Source organism: Arthrobacter sp. TE12231, from assembly GCF_054062895.1.
In genome coordinates, this window is the sequence record NZ_JBSSFS010000001.1 from 657,504 (window position 1) to 678,375 (window position 20,872).

The 20,872-nt window shown below is 67.2% G+C and carries 16 protein-coding genes and 1 pseudogene; 10 read left to right on the top strand and 7 right to left on the bottom strand.

Annotated features, from left to right (window positions below):
* Positions 1–255: 255 nt before the first annotated feature.
* From ACVWYS_RS02955 to ACVWYS_RS02985, 7 genes are all read left to right on the top strand, one after another.
* A complete protein-coding gene (locus ACVWYS_RS02955) occupies positions 256–1,416 on the top strand; it encodes an ABC transporter substrate-binding protein (protein ID WP_456509328.1) in 1,161 nt (386 codons plus the stop codon).
* 44 nt (positions 1,417–1,460) lie between these two features.
* Positions 1,461–2,186 carry an ABC transporter ATP-binding protein gene (locus ACVWYS_RS02960; protein WP_091251276.1) on the top strand — a complete coding sequence of 242 codons (726 nt, stop codon included), beginning with the start codon at positions 1,461–1,463 and terminating at the stop codon, positions 2,184–2,186.
* Complete coding sequence (locus ACVWYS_RS02965; protein ID WP_456509329.1) at positions 2,176–3,126, top strand: ABC transporter permease; 951 nt, start codon at positions 2,176–2,178, stop codon at positions 3,124–3,126. The genes ACVWYS_RS02960 and ACVWYS_RS02965 overlap by 11 nt, the downstream gene beginning before the upstream one ends.
* Positions 3,127–3,359: 233 nt before the next feature.
* Positions 3,360–3,656, top strand: a complete 297-nt coding sequence (locus ACVWYS_RS02970) for a putative quinol monooxygenase (protein ID WP_116765206.1) — start codon at positions 3,360–3,362, stop codon at positions 3,654–3,656.
* Between the two features lie 122 nt (positions 3,657–3,778).
* Positions 3,779–5,071 carry a uroporphyrinogen-III C-methyltransferase gene (cobA, locus tag ACVWYS_RS02975; RefSeq protein WP_344361886.1) on the top strand — a complete coding sequence of 431 codons (1,293 nt, stop codon included), beginning with the start codon at positions 3,779–3,781 and terminating at the stop codon, positions 5,069–5,071.
* Between the two features lie 88 nt (positions 5,072–5,159).
* On the top strand, positions 5,160–6,623 hold the full coding sequence (locus tag ACVWYS_RS02980) for an FAD-dependent oxidoreductase (RefSeq protein ID WP_456509330.1): 1,464 nt from the start codon (positions 5,160–5,162) through the stop codon (positions 6,621–6,623).
* Between the two features lie 171 nt (positions 6,624–6,794).
* Positions 6,795–7,796 (top strand): DNA topoisomerase IB, encoded by a 1,002-nt coding sequence (locus tag ACVWYS_RS02985; RefSeq protein ID WP_456508378.1) that lies wholly within the window; start codon positions 6,795–6,797, stop codon positions 7,794–7,796.
* Between the two features lie 6 nt (positions 7,797–7,802).
* Here ACVWYS_RS02985 and ACVWYS_RS02990 read toward each other — a convergent pair whose 3' ends face one another.
* Positions 7,803–8,384 (bottom strand): hypothetical protein, encoded by a 582-nt coding sequence (locus ACVWYS_RS02990; protein ID WP_456508379.1) that lies wholly within the window; start codon positions 8,382–8,384, stop codon positions 7,803–7,805.
* A gap of 231 nt (positions 8,385–8,615) precedes the next feature.
* On the opposite strand from ACVWYS_RS02990, the gene ACVWYS_RS02995 reads away from it, so the two are divergent.
* Positions 8,616–9,152, top strand: a complete 537-nt coding sequence (locus tag ACVWYS_RS02995; RefSeq protein WP_344361896.1) for a hypothetical protein — start codon at positions 8,616–8,618, stop codon at positions 9,150–9,152.
* A gap of 114 nt (positions 9,153–9,266) precedes the next feature.
* Here ACVWYS_RS02995 and ACVWYS_RS03000 read toward each other — a convergent pair whose 3' ends face one another.
* From ACVWYS_RS03000 to ACVWYS_RS03020, 5 genes and pseudogenes are all read right to left on the bottom strand, one after another.
* Positions 9,267–12,035, bottom strand: a complete 2,769-nt coding sequence (locus tag ACVWYS_RS03000; RefSeq protein ID WP_456508380.1) for a cation-translocating P-type ATPase — start codon at positions 12,033–12,035, stop codon at positions 9,267–9,269.
* Positions 12,036–12,063: 28 nt separating this feature from the next.
* Positions 12,064–12,903, bottom strand: coding sequence for a polyphosphate kinase 2 (gene ppk2, locus ACVWYS_RS03005; protein WP_456508381.1), 840 nt, complete (start codon positions 12,901–12,903; stop codon positions 12,064–12,066).
* A gap of 391 nt (positions 12,904–13,294) precedes the next feature.
* Positions 13,295–13,982 (bottom strand): annotated as a pseudogene (locus ACVWYS_RS03010) (FadR/GntR family transcriptional regulator).
* Positions 13,979–15,268, bottom strand: a complete 1,290-nt coding sequence (locus ACVWYS_RS03015) for an MFS transporter (RefSeq protein WP_456509331.1) — start codon at positions 15,266–15,268, stop codon at positions 13,979–13,981. Before ACVWYS_RS03015 ends, ACVWYS_RS03010 begins: the two are co-directional and overlap by 4 nt.
* Positions 15,269–15,371: 103 nt before the next feature.
* On the bottom strand, positions 15,372–16,814 hold the full coding sequence (locus ACVWYS_RS03020; RefSeq protein WP_116765197.1) for a PucR family transcriptional regulator: 1,443 nt from the start codon (positions 16,812–16,814) through the stop codon (positions 15,372–15,374).
* A gap of 146 nt (positions 16,815–16,960) precedes the next feature.
* Between ACVWYS_RS03020 and ACVWYS_RS03025 the strand changes: the two genes are divergently transcribed.
* Entirely contained in the window at positions 16,961–18,391 is a 1,431-nt protein-coding gene (locus tag ACVWYS_RS03025; RefSeq protein WP_456508384.1) for a gamma-aminobutyraldehyde dehydrogenase, read from the top strand.
* A 106-nt stretch (positions 18,392–18,497) separates the two neighbouring features.
* On the top strand, positions 18,498–19,853 hold the full coding sequence (gene gabT / locus ACVWYS_RS03030) for a 4-aminobutyrate--2-oxoglutarate transaminase (RefSeq protein ID WP_091251295.1): 1,356 nt from the start codon (positions 18,498–18,500) through the stop codon (positions 19,851–19,853).
* A 126-nt stretch (positions 19,854–19,979) separates the two neighbouring features.
* Here the strand turns inward: gabT and ACVWYS_RS03035 are convergent, their stop codons facing one another.
* Positions 19,980–20,750 (bottom strand): AMIN-like domain-containing (lipo)protein, encoded by a 771-nt coding sequence (locus tag ACVWYS_RS03035; protein WP_456509332.1) that lies wholly within the window; start codon positions 20,748–20,750, stop codon positions 19,980–19,982.
* Positions 20,751–20,872: the final 122 nt, after the last annotated feature.

Sequence of the window (20,872 nt, forward strand, 5' to 3'; positions counted from 1 at the left end):
CCCGGCCCGCCGCCATATGCCGCGGGCCCGGAAACAGGCTGCCGTCTTTTGAGGCCGAATATGACGCCGCATGAACCCGCGTGACCCCCGGTTTCCGGACCGTTGAACCGCGTTTATGACACTCCCTATGGTGAATGAATGAAGACAACGGAACGGATCCACGGCTCCCCCCGCAGGAACCTCCAGGGGCGATGTCGCCGGCGCTGACCACCACGCCCGGCAATTCCGCACGCACCCCAGAACAGGACTTCACCCATGTCACGCACCCCCGAAAACCCCGCGCCCGGTACGCAGCCCGGCACGACCCGGATCGTTGCCGGCGAAACCGGCAAACCCAAGCGCAAGCGGACTCTTGAGATCGCGCTGGCCGCAGGGCTTGTGCTTCTGATCGGCGCGGGTGCGGCCGTGGCTTCCACGCTGTCGCGCGGTCCGGAAACGGCCTGGGCGGCCGTGGCGGGCACGAGCCCGGCTGCGGAGCTGCGGTTGGGCTATTTCGGCAATATCACCCATGCCCCGGCCCTGGTCGGGGTGAATAAGGGGTTCATCGCCAAGGAACTCGGCCAGACGAAGCTGACCACGCAGGTCTTCAACGCGGGCCCGGCCGCGATCGAGGCCCTGAACGCCGGTGCGATCGACGCGACCTACATCGGCCCGAACCCGGCGATCAACTCCTATGTCAAGAGCGGCGGTGCGTCGGTCAGCATCATCGCCGGTGCCGCGTCCGGCGGGGCGCAGCTGGTGGTGAAGCCCGGGATCAACTTCGCGGCGGATCTGAGGGGCAAGACGCTGGCGTCTCCGCAGCTGGGCGGGACCCAGGATGTGGCGCTGCGGGCGTGGCTGGGCAAGCAGGGGTTCAAGACCTCCACGGACGGCGGCGGGGACGTCGCGATCAACCCGACCGAGAACGCCCAGACCCTGAAGTTGTTCCAGGACGGCAAGCTTGACGGGGCGTGGCTGCCGGAGCCCTGGGCCTCGCGCCTGGTGCTGCAGGCCGGTGCGAAGGTCCTGGTCGATGAGAAGGATCTGTGGGACAAAGGTGAGTTCGTCACCACGGTGCTGATCGTGAACAAGAAGTTCGCCGCGGAGCACCCGGCCACGGTGCAGGCGCTGCTGAAGGGCCATGTGGAATCCGTGGACTGGCTCAACGCGGCCCCGGCGGGCGAGAAGGCCACGGTCCTCAATGCCGCGCTCAAGGCCGCGGCCGGGTCGGCGCTGCCGGCGGACGTGATCGACCGGTCCCTGAAGAACATTGTCTTCACGATCGACCCGCTGGCCGGGACGTACAAGAAGCTGCTCCAGGACGGTGTCGACGCCGGCACCACCAAGCAGGCCGACATCAGCGGCATCTTCGACCTCACCGCCCTCAACGCCGTCGCCGGCAAGAAGATCTCCGCCCAAGGCCTCGGCAAGGACTAGCTCCTTGGCCTCCAGTAATCCGCCACAACAGTAAGGACCTGACCATGCCAGTCGTACTGGAAAACCTGGGCAAGCGCTTCGGCGACGGCGCCCCGGTGCTGGACGACGTCAACGCCACCATCGCGCAGGGCGAGTTCGTCGCCCTGCTCGGTGCCTCCGGCTGCGGCAAGTCCACCCTGCTCAACATCATGGCGGGACTGGAGGCCCCGACGTCGGGCGCCCTGGAGGTGCCCAGCGACGGCGCCGCCTTCATGTTCCAGGACGCGGCGCTTTTTCCCTGGCTGACGGCCCGGGAAAACATCGAGCTGGCCCTGAAACTGCGCGGCGTCGGGAAGGCCGACCGCCGCGTCCGCGCCGGGGAGCTGCTGGACCTGGTGCACCTGGGCGGCGCGGGGGACAAGCGTCCGCACGAACTCTCCGGCGGGATGCGCCAGCGCGTGGCCCTGGCCCGTTCCCTGGCCCAGGACCGGCAGCTGCTGCTCATGGACGAGCCGTTCGCGGCGCTGGATGCGATTACGCGCGACCTGCTCCACGACGAGCTGGAACGCATCTGGAAGGAAACCGGCCGCACCATCGTCTTCGTCACGCACAACGTCCGCGAGGCCGTCCGGCTGGGCCAGCGCGTGCTGCTGCTCTCCTCCCGGCCCGGCCGTGTGGTGGAGGAATGGCACGTCACCGAAGAACACCGAACCGACGCCGGTCTGGCCGGCCAGCTCACCGGCGTCATCACCGCCCGGCTACGCGAGGAGATCCGCCGCCATGCCAAGTAACCAACTCCCCGTAGTCGAAGCCATAGCGGAAGCCCCGGCCGAGACCCGCAAAGTGCACGCGGCCCTGACCCGCTCCTCCAGCGGCAAGGAAGACCTGCGCGAGCTCGAAGCGGGCCTGGATTCCCTCCAGTCCGACTCCATCCGTAAGTCCCGCATCGACTGGAGCAGGATTCTGCTGCCGGTCGCTGCCCTCGCGGTGCTCGTCATCCTCTGGCAGCTGTACGTGTCGCTCGGCTTCAAGCGTCGGGACATCGTGCCCGGCCCTATGGACGTCATTAGCCAGATTGGAACCCTGTGGAGCGAGGGCAAGCTGCAGGAGGCCGTCTGGACGTCGCTGCAGCGCGGCGTCGTGGGCTTCCTGATCAGCGTGGTCATCGCGACGCCGGTGGGGCTCCTACTGGCGCAGGTGGCACCGTTGCGGCGCGCATTCGGGCCACTGATCTCCGGGCTGCAGGTGCTGCCGTCCGTGGCCTGGGTGCCCGCGGCCATCCTCTGGTTCGGCCTCACCGACGCCACGGTGTATTTCGTGGTGTTCATGGGTGCCATCCCTTCGATCATCAATGGCCTGATCTCCGGCGTGGACCAGATTCCGCCGCAGTACCGCAGCGTCGGAAAGGTCCTGGGTGCGTCGCGGCTCCAACTTGCCCTGCAGATCATCCTGCCCGCCGCCCTGCCCGGATACCTCAGCGGCCTCAAACAGGGCTGGGCGTTTTCCTGGCGCTCGCTCATGGCGGCGGAAATCATCGCCGTCGGCGGCACCATCGGCTTCGGGTTGGGCTCCATGCTGGATCAGGGCCGCGTCCTGTCCGACATGACCATCGTGATGTCCGCCATCCTGCTGATCCTCGCCGTCGGCATCCTGATCGAACTGCTTGTCTTCGCCCCGATCGAAAAGCGGCTGCTCCGCCGCCGGGGCCTACTCGCCGGCAGCACCCGCTAGGCGCAGCACCCGGCAGCACGCCTGCCTCGACGTCACCCCTTGCACAGCAACGCGGGGTCACTTGCGGCCCATATTCCAGGAATTATGGGCCGCGAGTGACCCCGCGTTGCTTTTGCCGCGACTCCTTGCAGGGGCACGGGCACAGGCCTACACTCACGCCTAGAGGCCGGGTTCCGGCCCATTCCGAGACTGATTCCAAGACTGATTCCAAGTCTGAATCCTAGGAGGTCGCTGTGGCAGCAAAATTTGGCGTGCTGGCCCTGGTCGAAGCCAAGCCGGGGAAGGAACAGGATGTCTGGGACTTCCTCAACGGGGGCCGCGAGATCGTGCTCAACGAACCCGGAACCCGGACTTGGTACGCCTTCCGGGTCAACGAGAACACCTTCGGCATCTTCGACACCTTCGATTCCGAGGAGGACCGCCAGGCCCACCTCAACGGAGCCATTCCGGCCGCCCTCGGTGAACACGGCCCGTCGCTGCTCGCCAAGGACCCGGACATCAAGCTGATCGAACTCATCGCCGTGAAATAGGGCTCCACCGGGCTCCGCCGTCCTTCGTCGGGGAGTGCCACTATGTGACGCGGCGTTACCTTGCGTGAACTGGTGTTTCCGTACCGTTGTTCCGCAATGTGACGCCGCCCTATCGTCGATGCATGGCAATTCAGGACATTTACCCCACGGCGCTGCGCCTTCTTGGCCGTCCCGTGCTGGTGGTTGGCGGCGGACCCGTAGCCGCGCGGCGCGCCAAGGGACTGCTCGACGCCGGAGCCCGCGTCACGGTGGTGGCCCCCGTTGCCTCCGCGCCGCTCCAGGATCTTGTCGGCGCCGGCCTCCTGAGCTGGGAGCCCCGGGCGTACCGCTCGGCCGACGTCGACGGCGTCTGGTTCGTCCAGACCGCCACCGGTGACGCTGCCGTGGACGCGCAGGTCTCCGCCGACGCCGAGGCGCAGCGCATCTGGTGCGTCAATGCCTCCGACCACGAATCCTCCGCAGCCTGGACGCCCGCCGTCGCCGTCGTGGACGACGTCAAGATCGCCGTCAATGCCGGGGGAGACCCGCGCCGCGCCATGGCCCTGCGCGACGCCGTCGCCACCGCCCTGGAAACTGGAGACCTCCCGCTGCGCCGCCAGCGGGCGCGGGCCGGTTCAACAGACGGCGCCGTGGCCCTCGTGGGTGGCGGGCCTGGCGACACCGGACTCATCACCGTCCGCGGCCGCCGGCTCCTGGGCCAGGCCGATGTCGTGGTCGCGGACCGCCTCGGCCCCCGCGAGCTCCTGGCCGAACTCGCCCCCGACGTCCGCGTGATCGAGGTCGGCAAGACTCCGGGCCACCACCCGGTCCCGCAGGCCGAAATCAACCGGATCCTGGTTGACGAGGCCCGGCAGGGCCACCGCGTGGTCCGGCTCAAAGGCGGCGACCCGTACGTCCTGGGCCGCGGCGGCGAGGAAGCCGAGTTCTGCCGGCAGCACGGCGTGGACGTTGAAGTGGTCCCGGGCGTCACCTCCGCCATATCCGTCCCGGCCGCCGCCGGCATCCCCGTCACGCACCGCGGGCTGGCCAAGGGCTTCAGCGTGGTCACCGGCCACGAGGAGCTCTCCGAGGTCCCGGCCCGCGCCGACCACACCGTGATCCTGCTCATGGGCGTGGGCCAGCTCCGCGATTCCGCGGATTCCCTTGCCCGTGCCGGTTTGCCAGCAGGCACGCCGGTTGGCATCGTAGAGAATGGCTACCTGCCCGACCAGCGGGTGACCATCGGGACGCTCGGGACCATCGCGGACCAGGCCGAGGCGGCCGGCGTCGCGAACCCCGCCGTGATCGTGATCGGCGACGTCGTCCGCGTCAGCCCGTTCGCGCCGTCGCACTTCAAGACCGCGGACTACAGCACCACCACCCCGAACACCCCACGCACCGCCCGCACCGTCAAGACCCGAGTACTGACCCCCTAAACCCCGTCGATTGCTCCATAACCGCCGTTATCAAGCCTCAAAAGGGCAGCTATGGAGCAACGGATGCAGAAGAAAAAGGAACACAGCCGTGTCAACAAACACCCCTGTAGGAACTGCCGCCCGCCCGCTGCGCATCGCCGTCGTCGGCTCCGGACCCGCCGGGGTGTACGCCGCGGACATCCTGACCAAGAGCGAGGCCGTCAAGAGCGGCGAGCTCACGGTGAGCATCGACCTCTTCGACCGCTACCCGGCGCCGTACGGACTCATCCGCTACGGCGTCGCCCCGGACCACCCGCGGATCAAGGGCATCGTCAACGCCCTGCACAAAGTCCTGGACCGCGGCGACATCCGCTTCTTCGGCAACGTCGACTACGGCACCGACCTCTCCCTCGAGGACCTCCGCACCCACTACGACGCCGTCATCTTCGCCACCGGCGCCATCAAGGACGCAGACCTGAACATCCCCGGCATCGAGCTCGAGGGCTCGTACGGCGGCGCCGATTTCGTCTCCTGGTACGACGGCCACCCGGACGTGTCCCGCGAATGGCCGCTCGAGGCCAAGGAAGTCGCCGTGATCGGCAACGGCAACGTGGCCCTGGACGTGGCCCGCATGCTCTCCAAGCACGCCGACGACCTCCTGGTCTCCGAAATCCCGGACAACGTCTACGCCGGGCTGAAGTCCTCGCCCGTCACCGACGTGCACGTCTTCGGCCGCCGCGGCCCGGCCCAGGTGAAGTTCACCCCGCTGGAGCTGCGCGAGCTCTCGCACTCCAAGGACGTCGACATCATCCTCTACGCCGAGGACTTCGAGTTCGACGCCGAGTCCGACCGGCAGATCCAGAGCAACAACCAGACCAAGACCATGGTGGGCACGCTCACCAACTGGATCGCCGAACAGCCCGAGGACCTTTCCGAGCTCAAGGCGTCCCGCCGCCTGCACCTGCACTTCCTGCACAGTCCGGTGGAGGTCTACGACGACGCCGAGGCACCCGGCCGGGTCGCCGGCATCAAGTTTGAGCGCACCGAACTGGACGGCACGGGCAACGCCCGCGGCACCGGCGAGTTTGTCGACTACCCGGTCCAGGCCGTGTACCGCGCCATCGGCTACTTCGGCTCCGCGCTGCCCGACGTCGAGTTCGACCACAGCAAGGGCGTCGTGCCGAACGACGGCGGCCGCGTCCTGGATGCCGCCGGCACCCACGTGCCGGGGATTTACGCGACCGGCTGGATCAAGCGCGGGCCGGTGGGCCTCATCGGCCACACCAAGGGCGACGCGCTGGAAACCGTCACCTACCTGCTCGAAGACCGCGAAAACCTGCCGCTGGCCGCAGCACCGGCCCCGGAAGCCGTCGTCGAACTCCTGGAGCGCCGCGGCGTGGAGTACACCAGCTGGGAAGGCTGGCTGGCGCTCGACGCCCACGAGCGTGGCCTGGGCGACGCGGCGACGGCGGCCGGCGCATCGCACGGCGTAGAGGTCGCCCGCGAACGCATCAAGGTGGTCCCGCGCGAGGACATGGTGGAAATTTCCCGCGGCGCCGCCGTCGAGGTCTAGCCTCCACCCGCATGACACAAACGCGCAGACCAACGCAGGGTCACTTCTCGCCCATCCCGTAGGGAATTATGGGCGCGAAGTGACCCCGCGTTGTTTGATGTGTGGGAGATCCGGGGCGGTAGTCAGTAGGCTTACCGTCATGGACACCGCCAGGCACCCAGGATCCGGCCGATGAGGCTCCGTCACAGCAACGCGTCCGGCCGCGGATACCGCCGGGTCCCCGCCGGGACAGGTTTCAGCTACAAGGACCTGGACGGCTCCACGCTTCCGGCCGGCCCGGTGCGGGACCGGCTGGAACACATCGGCATTCCGCCGGCTTGGACCGACGTCTGGATTGCCCCGTACGACAACGGGCACATCCAGGCGACGGGACTCGACGCCGTCGGACGCCGGCAGTACATCTACCATCCAAGCTGGCGGGAGAAAAAGGACCGGCTCAAATTCGACCGCGCCCTCCAGCTCGCCGAAACGCTCCCGACAGCACGCCGCCGGGTCACGATGGACCTGCGCTCGGAGGGGCTCACCCGGGAACGCGTGCTGGCGGCCGCGTTCCGGATGCTGGACAGCGGCTCGCTCCGGGTGGGCTCGGAGCGGTACACCAACGAGAACGGCAGCCACGGTCTGGCCACCCTGCTGTGCGCCCACGTCCGCGTGCACCAGGACGAGCTGAGGCTCAGTTTCCCAGCCAAGAGCGGCAAGACGTGGGAATCGCGAATCGACGACGCCGACCTCGCCGCCGTCGTGCGCCAGCTCAAGCGGCGCGGCGGCAACGCCCGGCTGCTGGCCTACAAGGTCGGCAGCCGCTGGCACCCGGTGTCCAGCCCGGACATCAACGAGTACGTCAAGGAGCGCACGGGGGAGGATTTCACGGCCAAGGACTTCCGCACCCTGCGGGGAACTGTGGCGGCGGCCGTCAGCCTCGCGCGGAGCGGTCCTCAGGCGCAGGCCTCCGCCCGCAAACGTGCGGTGAGCCGGGCCATGGTCGATGCCTCCGAGGTCCTGGGCAACACGCCGTCGATCGCCCGCAAAAGCTACGTGGACCCCCGGCTGCTGGACCATTTCGCCTCCGGGGAGACCATCGACCCCAGACGGCTGGAATCCGCCGAATCCGAGCTCCGGGCACTGCTGTACCAGGAAGGTGACGTGGTCGCCTTGTCCGGCCGGGATGCCTGATAGCTGTCAGAACATCCCGTTGATGAACCCGATGATGATCGCCGTCCACCAGCAGGCCTGCGAGATGACCAGGCACAACATCATGTGGATCCGCTGCCCGACGGTCAGGTCCGCGAACGACGCATCGGTGGGCATCCGCGCCAGTCGCCGCATGAGCGGGATGAGCATGATCCCGTTCAGGCTGAGCACAAGGACGGCTGCGAGCTTGACGTCTGTCATCGGGTTGGTCAAGTGCGGGTTCAGGAACACCCCGGTGGCCAGCATGCCGGCGAGGCCACCCCAGATCAGCGGTGTGGCCGCCCCGTCGAGCCGAATGATCTCGGCCAGCTTGCGTCGGCCGATGAGCCACAGGAAGCCGTGCCAGTCCACCAGGATGATGGCGCCAAAGGCCACCACGAGGGACAGCACGTGCAGCACGACGGCGACGTTGTGGGCAAAGGTGTCCACGTGGACTGCCGTGGACAGCGTGACGGACAGTAGCCACGCCGCGGCGGCCGCTGCGCACAGGACGACGACGAGGCGCCTCGTGGACCGCTCGGATTCGCGGTGCCTTCTGATGGTGCGTCTGCTGACTGGGACATAGCTCATGGCTCACCTCGGAGAACCCGACCCCCGGACGAGCATGACGAACGGTTCCGGGGATAGCTCACACGATATCCCCAATGCTCGTCCGGCAACAAGGACGGGAGGCGGCATCAGCGCCGGGGTTGAGGAGGGGGACTATCAAGTTTTTGCTAAGTATGCTTACCATAGCCGAGATGTGGCCTTGGTTGGCCGCCGCGATTCCGGGTTCGAAATACAGACGATAGGAAGCTCACCATGGCAGGTAATCTTGTTGCCCGATCCATTCACGACCTCACGGCAGGCGCCTGGTTCGGCGGTTCGCTCATGGGCGCCATTGGGCTAAATGGTGCCACGGCGGAAGCCAAGGACCCCGCGGAACGTACCCGGCTGTCGAGCCTGGGCTGGAAGAAGTGGGCCCCGTTCCAGGCAGCCGCATTTGGCGCGCACTTCCTTTCCGGCCTCGCCATCATGTGGGAGAACAAGGGCCGGATGGCCAAGCAGGACGGCGTCACGCGGCTGACGGTCTACAAGTCCATCGTCACCCTCGCAGGCGCAGCCGTGACGCTGTACGCCGGGCTGCAGGGCGCCAAGGTGGAGAAACTGGCCTCGGAAGGCGCCAAGGGTGCCACCGAGCCGAAGCCGGAAGCCTCGGAGGAACTCCGTTCCGCGCAGCAGCAGCTGAAGATCCTGCAGTGGGCCATCCCGGTGTTCGCCGGCTGGGTGATTGTCCTCGGCGCCAAGCACGGCGAAATGCAGCGCCCGAAGAACGTGTTCAAGGGCCTCGCCCGCTAGCGGCACGTCCAAGACCACCGCACGCGCTGAGGGCCGGAACGTCGCGTTCCGGCCCTCAGCAGTTGCCGTATCAGTCGCCCTCAGCAGTCGCACGCCTACCCAGGAATAGGCCGTCTACGCAGGAACGGCCGGGGCCGCGCCCTTGGCGTGCGCGCCTGCATGCCTGACCCGCAGGACCAGTTTGAAGAGTTCACCGAGCAGCAACAGCACTGCCGCCGGAACCAGGCAGGCCACCCACTGCTGGCCGGTGAGCGGGACGGTGCCGAACAGGTCCTGCAGCACCCGCATCTGGGTAATCAGCATCGATCCGATGAAGGCCCACGCGAAGGCCCAAAGCAGTTTCGGGTTGGATATGGTGGACGGCCCGAAGGCACTCTCCGTGGGGTAGCGCAGGTTGAGAGCGACGGCGATATTCATCAACCCGAGACCCACAATGGCCATGCTCTGGCCGATCTCGAGCGAGCCGTAGGAGATCTTGCCGATCTGCACGAGGATCAGCGTCGCGGCCGCCATGAACAGCCCGACGACGAACAGCCGCACCATCATCGACCGGACGATGATCGGCTGATTGAAGGGCCGCGGCTTGCGGTTCATGATGCCCGGCGTCGCGAGGTCCAGTCCCATCACCGCGCCAATCGGGGCGACGATTGCCATGTGGATCCACAACACCTGGGCCGGGCTGAGCAGCGCTGTACCGGCAATCGCGAAGGCGGAGGATCCGATGAACGCCAGAATAAACATAAACAGGTTGGCGACCTGGATCCGGATGAACTTCTGCAGGTTGTCGTACACCAGCCGGCCCTCTTCGACCGCCGCCACGATGGTGGCAAAATTGTCGTCGGCCAGGATCATCTTGGCCGCGCCCTTGGCGACGTCGGTGCCCGTGATGCCCATCGCGATCCCGATGTCGGCCGCCGCGATCGCCGGGGCATCGTTGACGCCGTCGCCGGTCATGGCAACGACGTGGCCCTTGCGCTTGAGCACCTCGACCAGCCGGACTTTGTGTTCGGGAGCTACCCGGGCGATCACGCCGATCCCGTCCACCTGGTTGTCGGCCTCCGCATCACTCATAGCGGCGAACTCGGCACCTGTCACCGCACGGCCCCTGATGCCGAGTTCATCGGCGATCGCCGCCGCCGTTATGGCGTGGTCGCCGGTGATCATCCGGACCCGGATGCCGGCGTGCTTGGCCTTCGCGATGGCGGCCACCGCCTCGGCGCGCGGCGGGTCGACCTCGCCGATCAGCGCCGTAATCTCCAAGTCCTGCATGAGCGCCATGAGGTCGCCCGAGGGGTCGAACGCCGCCGGATCGAACTCCCGCTGCGCCAGGGCGAGCACCCGACGGCCCTGGCTGGCGATGCGCTCGTTCTCGGCGAGCACTTTCCCGCGCATCTCCTCGGTGAGCGACTCGGACCGCTCGCCGGGCATCCGCGCGAACGATGACCTGTTGAGCAGGACATCGGGTGCCCCCTTCACGTAGGCCCGGATCACGGCCCTGCCGTCGGCGCCGGTCATCCGGTGGAAGGTGGCCATGAACTTGTAGTCGGAGTCGAAGGGGACCGACGCGACGCGCGGGTTGTTGCGGCGGAACTCCCTGACGTCCACGCCGCCCTTCTGCGCGAGCACGTACAGCGCCGCCTCGGTGGGATCCCCGACAACCTCGCCGTCATTGATGTCGGAATCGTTGCACAGGGCGCACGAGAACATCACGTAGTCGAGGTTCCGTTCGGCGTCGCCGGTGGTCCGCTGGACCTGGCCGTCGAAGCTGTAGCCCTCGCCACTCACGGTGTAGTGGTGCTGCACTGTGGTGATCTCCCGCACCGTCATCTGGTTCAGGGTCAGGGTGCCCGTCTTGTCCGAATTGATCGCCGACGTCGAGCCCAGCGTCTCAACCGCGGGCAGGACCTTCATGATGGCGTTCTTCTTGGCCATGTTGACCGAACCGACAGACAGGATCGTCGTGACGACTGCGGGCAGCGCATCCGGGATCGAGCCGACGGCCAGCGCCACGCCGATCCCGAAGAGCACCGCAAAGGATTCGCCCGCGGCCAGGCCCATGATGACGATTGCGACGAAGGCGAAGAGGGCCGCGATGATGATGAAGATGGTGAGCCGGTCCACCTGCTTGGTGAGGGGGGTCTTTTCCACTTTCTGCCCGGACAGCATGTTGGCGATGTGGCCAACCTCTGAGCCCATCCCCGTGGTGGTAACGAGGATCTCGCCGTGGCCCCGGGTCACGTTCGTGTTCATGAACGCCATGTTGAGGCGGTCACCGATGCCGACATCGTGCCGGGTGATGGCCCCCGTGTCCTTCTCGACTGCGACGCTCTCGCCGGTCAGGGCGCCTTCCTCGATCTGCAAGGTCGCCGCCAGGATGATCCGGCCGTCGGCGGGGACGCGGTCCCCGGCATCGACCACCACGATGTCCCCGGGCACGATCTCCTCGGCGGGGAGCTCCACAACATCACCGTCGCGGCGCACCTTGGCCATCGCCTTCATCATCTGGCCAAGGGAGGCGGCCGCTTCCTCGGCTTTGCCTTCCTGGTGGTATCCCAGCCAGGCGTTGAACAACGTCAGCAGGGCGAGCCCAATTGCTGTTCCGTATTCCGCGATCAGCAGGCTGACCAGCGCGGCGACCACCAGCACAATTTGCATGTAGTCCCGGTAGTGCTTGAAGAACCGTTTCCACACCGGCTCCGGCTTCGCGGCGGCCAGGGCGTTCGGTCCGTACTCCTCCAGCCTCTCCTGCGCCTCGGCCGTGCTCAGGCCGCGGGCCGGGTCCACCCGCAGCTCGGTTGCAACGTCCGCGGGCGCCAGCGCGTACCACGTCGCCTCCGCCTCGGCGGGGGCCAAGCCCGCTGCGGCTCCGGAATTGTCATTCATGACTTTCTCCTCATCGCCGGGGCGCTGCTCAGAACGGGGTCGGGATGTGCCGCACCGCCAGGGTCGGCTCCCGGTAGTCGCCGGCCTTCTGACGCTTCGGGAGCTCGACGTCGAGCCCGGGGAACGGCTCATAGGGCACCTGGCTGAGCAGGTGGCTGATGATGTTGAGCCGCCCGCGCTTCTTGACCTCGTTATTCACGACGTACCACGGTGCCCAGGCGGTGTCTGTTGCCTCGAACATGGCGTCCCTGGCCCGGGAGTAGTCGTACCAGCGGCTGTAGGACAACATATCCATGGGGGACAGCTTCCATGTCTTGCGGGGATCGTCCATGCGGCTCTCAAGCCGCCGGGTCTGCTCGTCCGCACTGACCTCGAGCCAGTACTTGAGCAGGATCATTCCGGAGTCGACCATCGCCTTTTCCACCAGCGGGGTCATGTTCAGGAACCTCTCGGTCTGCTCCGGGGTGCAAAAGCCCATCACACGCTCCACGCCCGCCCGGTTGTACCAGCTGCGGTCGAAGATGACCACCTCGCCGGCCGCGGGAAAGTGCGACATATACCGCTGCAGGTACATCTGGGACTTTTCCCGCTCTGTCGGGGTGGGGAGCGCCACCACCCGGAACACCCGGGGGCTCACCCGCTCGACGATACGTTTGATGGTGCCGCCCTTGCCGGCCGTATCGCGGCCCTCAAACACGATGCAGATCTTGGCGCCGGTGGACTTCACCCACTCCTGCAGGGCCACCAACTCGCCTTGCAGGACGGCCATCTCCGCCTCATATTCCTTGCGGCGCATTTTTGTTGTGGTTTGCTCGTCCTGCCCCGATTTTCCGCCGGCGCTCTTCTTTTTCTTCTTCTTGCCCACCATCGACCTCCTCGCCGAGTCCTTGCTGGGGCGAATCAAGGTGCCGCACTGCGAGATCCGGTGAGTCCGGCATAGTAGTCCGGGTAGTGTGCGGAAGAGCACGTGCACCAATCGCGTGAACGCTCGCGCAGCGTCCTGCAACTTTCAGTGTTGACCCTGGCCAGGGCAGGGTCTACGGCACTAAGACCCTATTGAGCTGCACCTGAACACGGCATGACGGGACGGCCCGGCGTGGGCGGCGATGCACTCGGAGCAGCACAAAGGCCCCCGGGGGGGGGGGGGGAACGGAAGTTCCTGCCCGGAGGCCCTTGGCCTGCCGGGCCCCCGCTGCTGGGCGCGGGGGCACAGGCTGAGACAGAGCATTGTCCCGGCACCTTCGGAAAACCCTCGGGAACTATTCCTGCAGCCACTCCGCGCAGGAGTTCAGGTTCCGGGTGACGCTCTCGACGGCGGCCGCCTCATCACGTGCGGCAATAGCGTCCACCAGTTCGTCGTGGCCCTCATGCGGCAGTCCATTGAAACCGACCCGCCGCTGCTGCCGGAGCAGATCATTGTGGAAGACGACACCGAAACTGACATATAGCTCGTGCAGGAGGGGGGGGCGGGTTGGCGGAGGCCTGGGCCACCCGCACATGGAAGTCCCAATCGGCGCGGGCCCACGCCGGATAATCTTCGGCCAGCCAGGCTGCGCGGCGTTTGTCGAGAAATGCGCGCAGGGCGGCGACGTCGTCGGCCGTGGCGTGGCGTGCGGCAAGCCGGGCGGCCTGGGTGTCCAGCCCGACGCGGACCTCCAGGATGTGCCCCTGGGAGTGGTCCGCATACATCCGCTGCGTGGCCCCCGCGATCTCACTGGTGGCGCGCACGTAAGTGCCGTCCCCGCGGCGGACTTCAAGCATGCCGCTGTGGGCGAGCGCCTTGATGGCCTCGCGCAGGGTGCCGCGGGAGACGCCGAACGCGGCCATCAGTTCCGGTTCGGCCGGAATGCGCTGCTGCAGCGGCCACTCGCCCGAGTGGATCAGCGCCCGCAGCTTGGCAGTGATTTCCTCCGCCAACGGAGGCCGGTGCGAAGAAGTGAGTGTCATCGCCGGATTCCTTCCAGCGGGTGCGAAGCGGTGTGCGGGGCAGCAGGCGGGAGTTTCGCCGGCCGTTGCTCTGTGGGCCGGCCCGTCAGCAGGTGGCCCACGGCGATCTGGCCCAGGGCCACTGCCAGCAGGAGCGCCAACGGCAGAGTCCAGGAGTTGGTGGCACTGTGCAGCAGGCCCATGCCGAACGGTCCGAGGGTCGCCAGCAGGTACCCGGCGGACTGGGCCACGGTGGACAGCGCGGTGGTCTCGGCCGTGGTGCGGCCGCTGCGGCTGATCATCACCATGACCAGCGGGAAGATCCCGAGCCCGAAGCCCAGCAGCACCGCGGTCAGCGGAGCCCAGGAAGCGGGGAGGACCAGCATGGCCAGGACGCCGAACGCCATTGTCACCGTGGCCAGGTAGAACGAGGTCCGCAGCATCCGGGGGCGCGAGCCGATGGCGACCAGCACCATGCCGGCAGGGACGGAGACGAGCTGCATGAGCCCGAACATCAGCCCGCTGTCGGACGCGGAGAGCCCGGTCGTGGCCAGCATGTACGGGAACCAGCTGAGGACGGCATAGGCCAGGAGCGCCTGCACCGTGAAGCCGAGGGTGATCAGCGCGCCGGTGCGGGTCCGCAGCAGAGGCCACGGGGAAACCCGGGCGGCCTTGACAGGCGACGCGTTGCGGTGGGCGTGCACCGCGATCGGGAGGAAGCCGAGGCAGGCGCACAGGGCCAGGATTCCGATGGACCCGACGCCCGCGGATGGCGAGCCAAGGGCCTGCGCCACGGGCACGATCAGCACGGCGGTGACAGTGGCGCCGGTGGTCATGGTCAAGGTATACAGGGCGGTCATGAGCGACGTGCGGTCCGCGAAATGCACTCTGATGAAGGCGGGCATCGCCACATTGCAGACGGCCAGCCCGGACATTCCCGCCACGGTCCCGGCGAGCAGCATTCCGGTGGACGGGATGCCCCGGAGCAACAGTCCCGCGGCCAGCATCACGAGGGAAAGCAGGATGGCCTTTTCCAGCCCCAGCTGCCGGGTGAGCCAGGACGTGGCAGCCCCGGCCACCGCGAAACACAGGGTGGGGATCGAGGGGAGCAGGGCCGTGATCAGCGGGCCGTACCCGAGGACGGCCTGCAGGTCGTGGAACAGTGCCGCGGAGCCGGTAATGCCGGCGCGGAGGTTCAGGCCGATCAGTACGAGCGCCACGACGCCGGCCACGATCACGCCGCGGGGGCGCCGGGTGCCGGGTGGGGCTGTTTGGGGGAGAGCGGAGACCGCCGTGCTGCTAGCCATGCTTGCCATTGTTAAAGGTTAGACGTTTGATGTTTGATCGTCAGCCTTTAGCGGCGAATATCTCCGAAAGAGACAACCCCTAAGAAGCAACGGAGGGCGAGGGTCAGCGCGGGTGCCGGGCGCTGAGCCGCTGGACCGCCAGGGCGAGCCAGAGCTGCACCCGGTCCGGTGTCTGGGCGGGGTCGTAGCCGGTGAGCTCGGTGATCTGCGCCAGCCGGTAGCGGACCGTGTTGCGGTGCAGGGTGAGTTCCTCGGCGACGGCCGCCACCGAGCCGTTGTTGTTGAGGTAGCTTTCCAGTGTGGTCATGAGCTCGGCGCCGTGTGCTGCGTCAAAGGCCCGCAGGGGGTTCAGTGACTCGTTGGCCATGTCCGCCAGTGGAACGTCCTCACTGGCCAGCAGCAGCGAGGTCAGGCTCAGCCGCTCGGGCTCGTTGACCGGCAGGCCGTGGGTGGCCGCATCGCGGGCTTCAAAATAGCTCCACCGCAGGCCGTTCGGCTTGGTGTAGGCACCGCCGATGCCGATCGTGGCATGGATCCCGGCCTCCGCGAGGTGGTCGCTCAGGCGGCGGGCCAGCGCGCTGGCGCCGCTGCCGTCATCGGGCATCACCACCACGAGGTCCTTCCCGACAACGGCGCTGACCGCCGCTTCGAGCGGCTGGGGCAGGGATGAACTTCCGAGCTGCTTGTTGTGGGCCGCCGATTCGGCGAGTAGGACCACGTTCTTGCGGGTGCTGTTGATGCCGACGCCGGCGAGGCGCCGGGTGGCTTCGGAGGTCTCCAACGTCCCGTGGATGACGTCTTCGAGGACCTGGCCGGCCAGCGCCCGCTGGGCCTGGCGCTGCTTGACCATGTTATTGAGTTCGACGCTGATCAGGTTCTGGGCGTAGCCCACAATGCCCGAGTCCTCGAACGGCTGCTTCACCCACAGTGTGCAGGCATCGCGGCGGCCGGTCGGGATGGGGTACGACGCCCAGCCCTCGGCCGTGGGGGCGGGGTGGCCGGGCACGCTGTTGTACAGCTGCGCCGTGAACTGGGTCAGGACGATCTCGGTGCGCAGCATCGACCCCAGATGTTTCAGGAGTTCGGCGAGCCCGCCGCCGGTCAGCAAGGCCCGGGCCAGGATCTGGTGCCCGGCAATGAGTCGCTCGAGCTTGACCAGGTGGTCCGCCGACTGGGCGTCGGCCACGATCTTGCCGATGGCAATGAAGGGGGTCTCGTACGGTACTTCCACCACCGGCAGCCCCCAGCGGTTGGCCTCGGCGATCAGGGCCGGCGGCACGGCGTCGTGCGTCAGGCCGACCCCGAAGCCGATCCCGACGGCCCCGGCCCGCTGGACCTGGCGCACGAAGCGGCGCTGCTCCGCGGCGCTCTTGAGCCGCATGCCCGTGGTCAGGATCAGTTCGCCGCCGTTGAGGAACCGCTGCGGGTCCTCCTGTTCGGTGACGGCCACCCAGAGAATGTCCTGGTGCCAGGTGGTTTCGGCGAGGCCGGCCTTGGTGAGTTTGAGGGACGGCACACCCAGTAGTGCGGCGAGTGAAATGGCCATGGATTCAGGATAGCCGGGTGCTGGTCAAGCGCACTAAAGCATTGCGGGGATGGTGTGCAGGTGCCTATTCCCTGGCTTGCCCCGCTGGCATAGGCTCGTGACCAGCCCCACATCCGTCATTGGCAGTAAGAAAGAGGTTGTACACCGTGGTTCAAACCTTGCAGAACTTCATCAACGGCGAGTTTGTCACCCCCGCCGGCACAGGGATGATGCCCATCGTGAACCCCACCAACGGAGACGTCGTGGCGCAGTCGCCGATCTCGGTGCAGGCCGACGTCGACGCCGCCATGACGGCTGCCAAGAACGCCTTCAAGACCTGGAAGCACACCACGCCCGGGCAGCGCCAGCTTATGCTGCTCAAGCTCGCGGATGCCGTCGAGGCTAACAGCGACGAAATCGTTGAGGCCCAGCACCGCAACACCGGCCAGGTCCGCTCCCTGATCGCCTCGGAGGAAGTCGCCGCCGGTGCCGACCAGCTGCGCTTCTTCGCCGGTGCGGCCCGCATCATGGAAGGCAAGTCCGCCGGCGAGTACTTCGAAGGCCACACCTCCTACGTACGGCGGGAACCGATCGGCGTCGTGGCCCAGGTCGCCCCGTGGAACTACCCGTTCCTCATGGGCATCTGGAAGATCGGCCCCGCCCTGGCCGCCGGCAACACCGTGGTTCTCAAGCCCTCGGACACCACCCCGGAATCCACCCTGGTCCTGGCCCGGCTTGCCGGCGAGATCTTCCCGGCCGGCGTGCTGAACGTGGTCTTGGGCACCGGCGAGACCGGCGCTCTGATGGTGGAGCACAAGGTCCCCGGCCTGGTCTCCATCACCGGCTCCGTCCGCGCCGGCATCGCCGTCGCGTCGGGCGCCGCCAAGGGACTTAAGCGGGCCCACCTGGAACTCGGCGGGAAGGCCCCTGCGGTCGTTTTCGCCGACGCCGACATCAAGAAGAGCGCCGCCGCCATCGCCGAGTTCGCCTTCTTCAACGCCGGCCAGGACTGCACCGCCATCGCCCGCGTCCTGGTCCAGGACTCCGCCTACGACGACCTCGTGGCAGCCCTCGTGGAACACACCAAGACCCTGCGCACCGGCTCGCAGAACGACGAAGACAACTACTTCGGCCCGCTGAACAACGTCAACCACTTCAACACGGTCAAGGCCCTGGTGGAGTCCCTGCCGGAAAACTGCAAAATCGAGACCGGCGGCCATCAGGCGGGGGACAAGGGCTTCTTCTTCGAGCCCACCATCGTCACCGGCGCCAAGCAGAGCGACGACATCGTGCAGAAGGAAGCCTTTGGTCCCGTCATCACGGTGCAGAAGTTCAGCACCGAGGGCGAGGCCGTGGAACTGGCGAACGACGTCGACTACGCCCTGGCCTCCAGCGTCTGGACCTCGAACCACGGCACGGCCATGCGCCTGAGCCGCGACCTCGATTTCGGCGCCGTCTGGATCAACACCCACATCCTCCTCACCGCCGAAATGCCGCACGGCGGCTTCAAGCAGTCCGGCTACGGCAAGGACCTGTCCATGTACGGCGTCGAGGACTACACCCGCATCAAGCACGTCATGAGTGCGCTCGACGCATAACGCAGATGCATAACGCTGTCGCATAACGCAGCCGCAAAACGCAGTGGCATAACTCAACCTGACGCATAACTCGCGCGCTTCACCGCACGCTTAGAAAGGCTTTCCCATGACCACCACCGCACATGACATCACCTACCGGCTTGAGCAGAAGCGCCGCGTCCAGGCCGACTTCCCGGGCCCCAAGTCCGTTGCCCTGACCGAGCGCCGCAAGGCGGTCGTCGCCGCCGGCGTCGCGTCCAGCGTTCCGGTGTTCGTGGCCGACGCCGACGGCGGCATCATCCATGACGTCGACGGCAACTCCTTCATCGACCTCGGCTCCGGCATTGCCGTGACGAGCGTCGGCGCCTCGGACCCCGCCGTCGTCGGCGCCGTGAAGGAAGCCGTGGAGCACTTCACCCACACGTGCTTCATGGTCACGCCCTACGAAGGCTACGTGGCCGTTGCCGAGCAGCTGAACCGCCTCACCCCGGGCGACCACGAGAAGCGCACCGTGCTCTTCAATTCCGGTGCCGAGGCTGTCGAGAACGCCATCAAGGTGGCCCGCCTGGCAACCGGCCGGGACGCCGTCGTCGCCTTTGACCACGCCTACCACGGCCGCACCAACCTGACCATGGCGCTGACCGCCAAGGCCATGCCGTACAAGACCAACTTCGGCCCGTTTGCGCCCGAGGTCTACCGCATGCCGATGAGCTACCCGTTCCGCGAGGAAAACCCGGAGATCACCGGTGCCGAGGCCGCCAAGCGCGCCATCACCATGATCGAGAAGCAGATCGGCGGCGACCAGGTTGCCGCCATCATCATCGAACCCATCCAGGGCGAGGGCGGCTTCATTGTCCCCGCCGAGGGTTTCCTGCCGGCGCTGGCCGCGTGGGCCAAGGACAAGGGCATCGTCTTCATCGCCGACGAGGTCCAGTCCGGCTTCTGCCGCACCGGCGAATGGTTCGCCGTGAACCACGAAGGTGTTGTCCCGGACATCCTGACCATGGCCAAGGGCATCGCCGGCGGCATGCCGCTCTCCGCCATCACCGGCCGTGCCGACCTCCTCGACGCCGTCCACCCCGGCGGCCTCGGCGGCACCTACGGCGGCAACCCGGTCGCGTGCGCCGCCGCTCTGGCATCCATCGGCTCGATGGAGCAGTACAACCTCAACGCCCGCGCCAAGCACATCGAGGAGATCGCCCTCGGCAAGCTGCGTGAACTGGCGAGCGAGCAGCCCGTCATCGGCGATGTCCGCGGCCGCGGCGCCATGCTGGCGATCGAGCTCGTCCAGGCCGGTTCCAAGGAACCGAACCCGGAGCTGACCAAGGCCGTCGCCGCAGCCTGCCTCAAGGAGGGTGTCATCATCCTCACCTGCGGCACCTACGGCAACGTCATCCGGCTGCTGCCTCCGCTGGTGATCAGCGACGAACTGCTGCTGGACGGCCTCGAGGTCCTGGCCGCGGCCATCAAGGCCAACGCCTGAGCCACTAGCCAACAAACTGCCGGGAAGGCAATCCCTTCCCGGAGACCGGTCTAGCCGGAAAAACGGAAGAGCCGCGGACACATCATCCGCGGCTCTTCCGCTGTTTAAGCCCTGACTTCCCGTTCGCTACTTCCAGGCGGTCGCGTCCAGCTGGATCGCCACGACATACAGGTGCTGGCCCTGCTCGATTTTCTCCACCTCGTAAACGCGCACCTTCGTCTCCGGGACCGTGGACATGGGCCGGCCGACGCCGATCCCGTATGTCAGCACGCCCTCGAAGTCCCCGGCCGGCGCGTAGCTCGTGAGAGCCCTGTAACCGATCGACGGCGCCGGGGCGCTCGTCACCGTGCTGGCCTTGCCGTCCGCGGTGTGCGCCTGGGCGCCATGGAACGTCACCTCAAGGATCGTTCCCGTTCCCGGCATGTCGATCGGCTGACCGCTGCCGTCGGCGACGAGCTCGGGGACCACCTCGACGTCGTAGCTGGGGAAGCCGCCGTTGAACCGGAAGCTCAGCTGGTCATAGGGCGGGGTGTCGGAGGGGTGCTGGCCCGCGCCGATGGCGTACAGCGTGGGCAGCGGAGCCGCCGGCGGAGGCGCGATGGGCACGGGATTCTCGTGGTCCGTGTGGAACGGGGTGCCGGACTTTGGCACCGACCAGTCGTGGGTGATCGTGGACGAGATCACCTTGTCGCCGGGTTGCGGGGGTGCCGTTTCATCAGCATCGCCGGTCGCAGACGGCGACGGGCTCGCTGTCGCGGTCGGCGAAGGCGACGGCGGCTGGCTGCTGGCCGACGGCTGCGGCGCGGGCGGGGTGCAGGCGGTGAGGACCAGCAGGAGCGTCAAAGCTCCCATCCCGGCAGTCCGCGGCCGGCACCTGCGGTTGCTGATGGCGTTCATGATGGTCTCCCCTCGACCATCCCAGCGTAGACACAGAAGATTGTGCAGCTCAGGGCCATAAGTCACCACCGTTTCTGCGGTCCCTGGACTAGAGTCATTCCTACCACTGCAGGAACGCAGAC

Excerpts from the sequence above, each read along its gene's own strand:
- ACVWYS_RS03015 (WP_456509331.1), bottom strand. The coding sequence starts at position 15,268 with ATGGCTAGCAGCACGGCGGTCTCCGCTCTCCCCCAAACAGCCCCACCC.
- ppk2 (WP_456508381.1), bottom strand. The coding sequence starts at position 12,903 with ATGGTGGGCAAGAAGAAGAAAAAGAAGAGCGCCGGCGGAAAATCGGGG.
- ACVWYS_RS03000 (WP_456508380.1), bottom strand. The coding sequence starts at position 12,035 with ATGAATGACAATTCCGGAGCCGCAGCGGGCTTGGCCCCCGCCGAGGCG.
- gabT (WP_091251295.1), top strand. The coding sequence starts at position 18,498 with ATGACCACCACCGCACATGACATCACCTACCGGCTTGAGCAGAAGCGC.
- ACVWYS_RS03035 (WP_456509332.1), bottom strand. The coding sequence starts at position 20,750 with ATGAACGCCATCAGCAACCGCAGGTGCCGGCCGCGGACTGCCGGGATG.
- ACVWYS_RS02995 (WP_344361896.1), top strand. The coding sequence starts at position 8,616 with ATGGCAGGTAATCTTGTTGCCCGATCCATTCACGACCTCACGGCAGGC.
- ACVWYS_RS02990 (WP_456508379.1), bottom strand. The coding sequence starts at position 8,384 with ATGAGCTATGTCCCAGTCAGCAGACGCACCATCAGAAGGCACCGCGAA.
- ACVWYS_RS03020 (WP_116765197.1), bottom strand. The coding sequence starts at position 16,814 with ATGGCCATTTCACTCGCCGCACTACTGGGTGTGCCGTCCCTCAAACTC.
- ACVWYS_RS02955 (WP_456509328.1), top strand. The coding sequence starts at position 256 with ATGTCACGCACCCCCGAAAACCCCGCGCCCGGTACGCAGCCCGGCACG.
- ACVWYS_RS02985 (WP_456508378.1), top strand. The coding sequence starts at position 6,795 with ATGAGGCTCCGTCACAGCAACGCGTCCGGCCGCGGATACCGCCGGGTC.
- ACVWYS_RS02960 (WP_091251276.1), top strand. The coding sequence starts at position 1,461 with ATGCCAGTCGTACTGGAAAACCTGGGCAAGCGCTTCGGCGACGGCGCC.
- ACVWYS_RS02965 (WP_456509329.1), top strand. The coding sequence starts at position 2,176 with ATGCCAAGTAACCAACTCCCCGTAGTCGAAGCCATAGCGGAAGCCCCG.
- cobA (WP_344361886.1), top strand. The coding sequence starts at position 3,779 with ATGGCAATTCAGGACATTTACCCCACGGCGCTGCGCCTTCTTGGCCGT.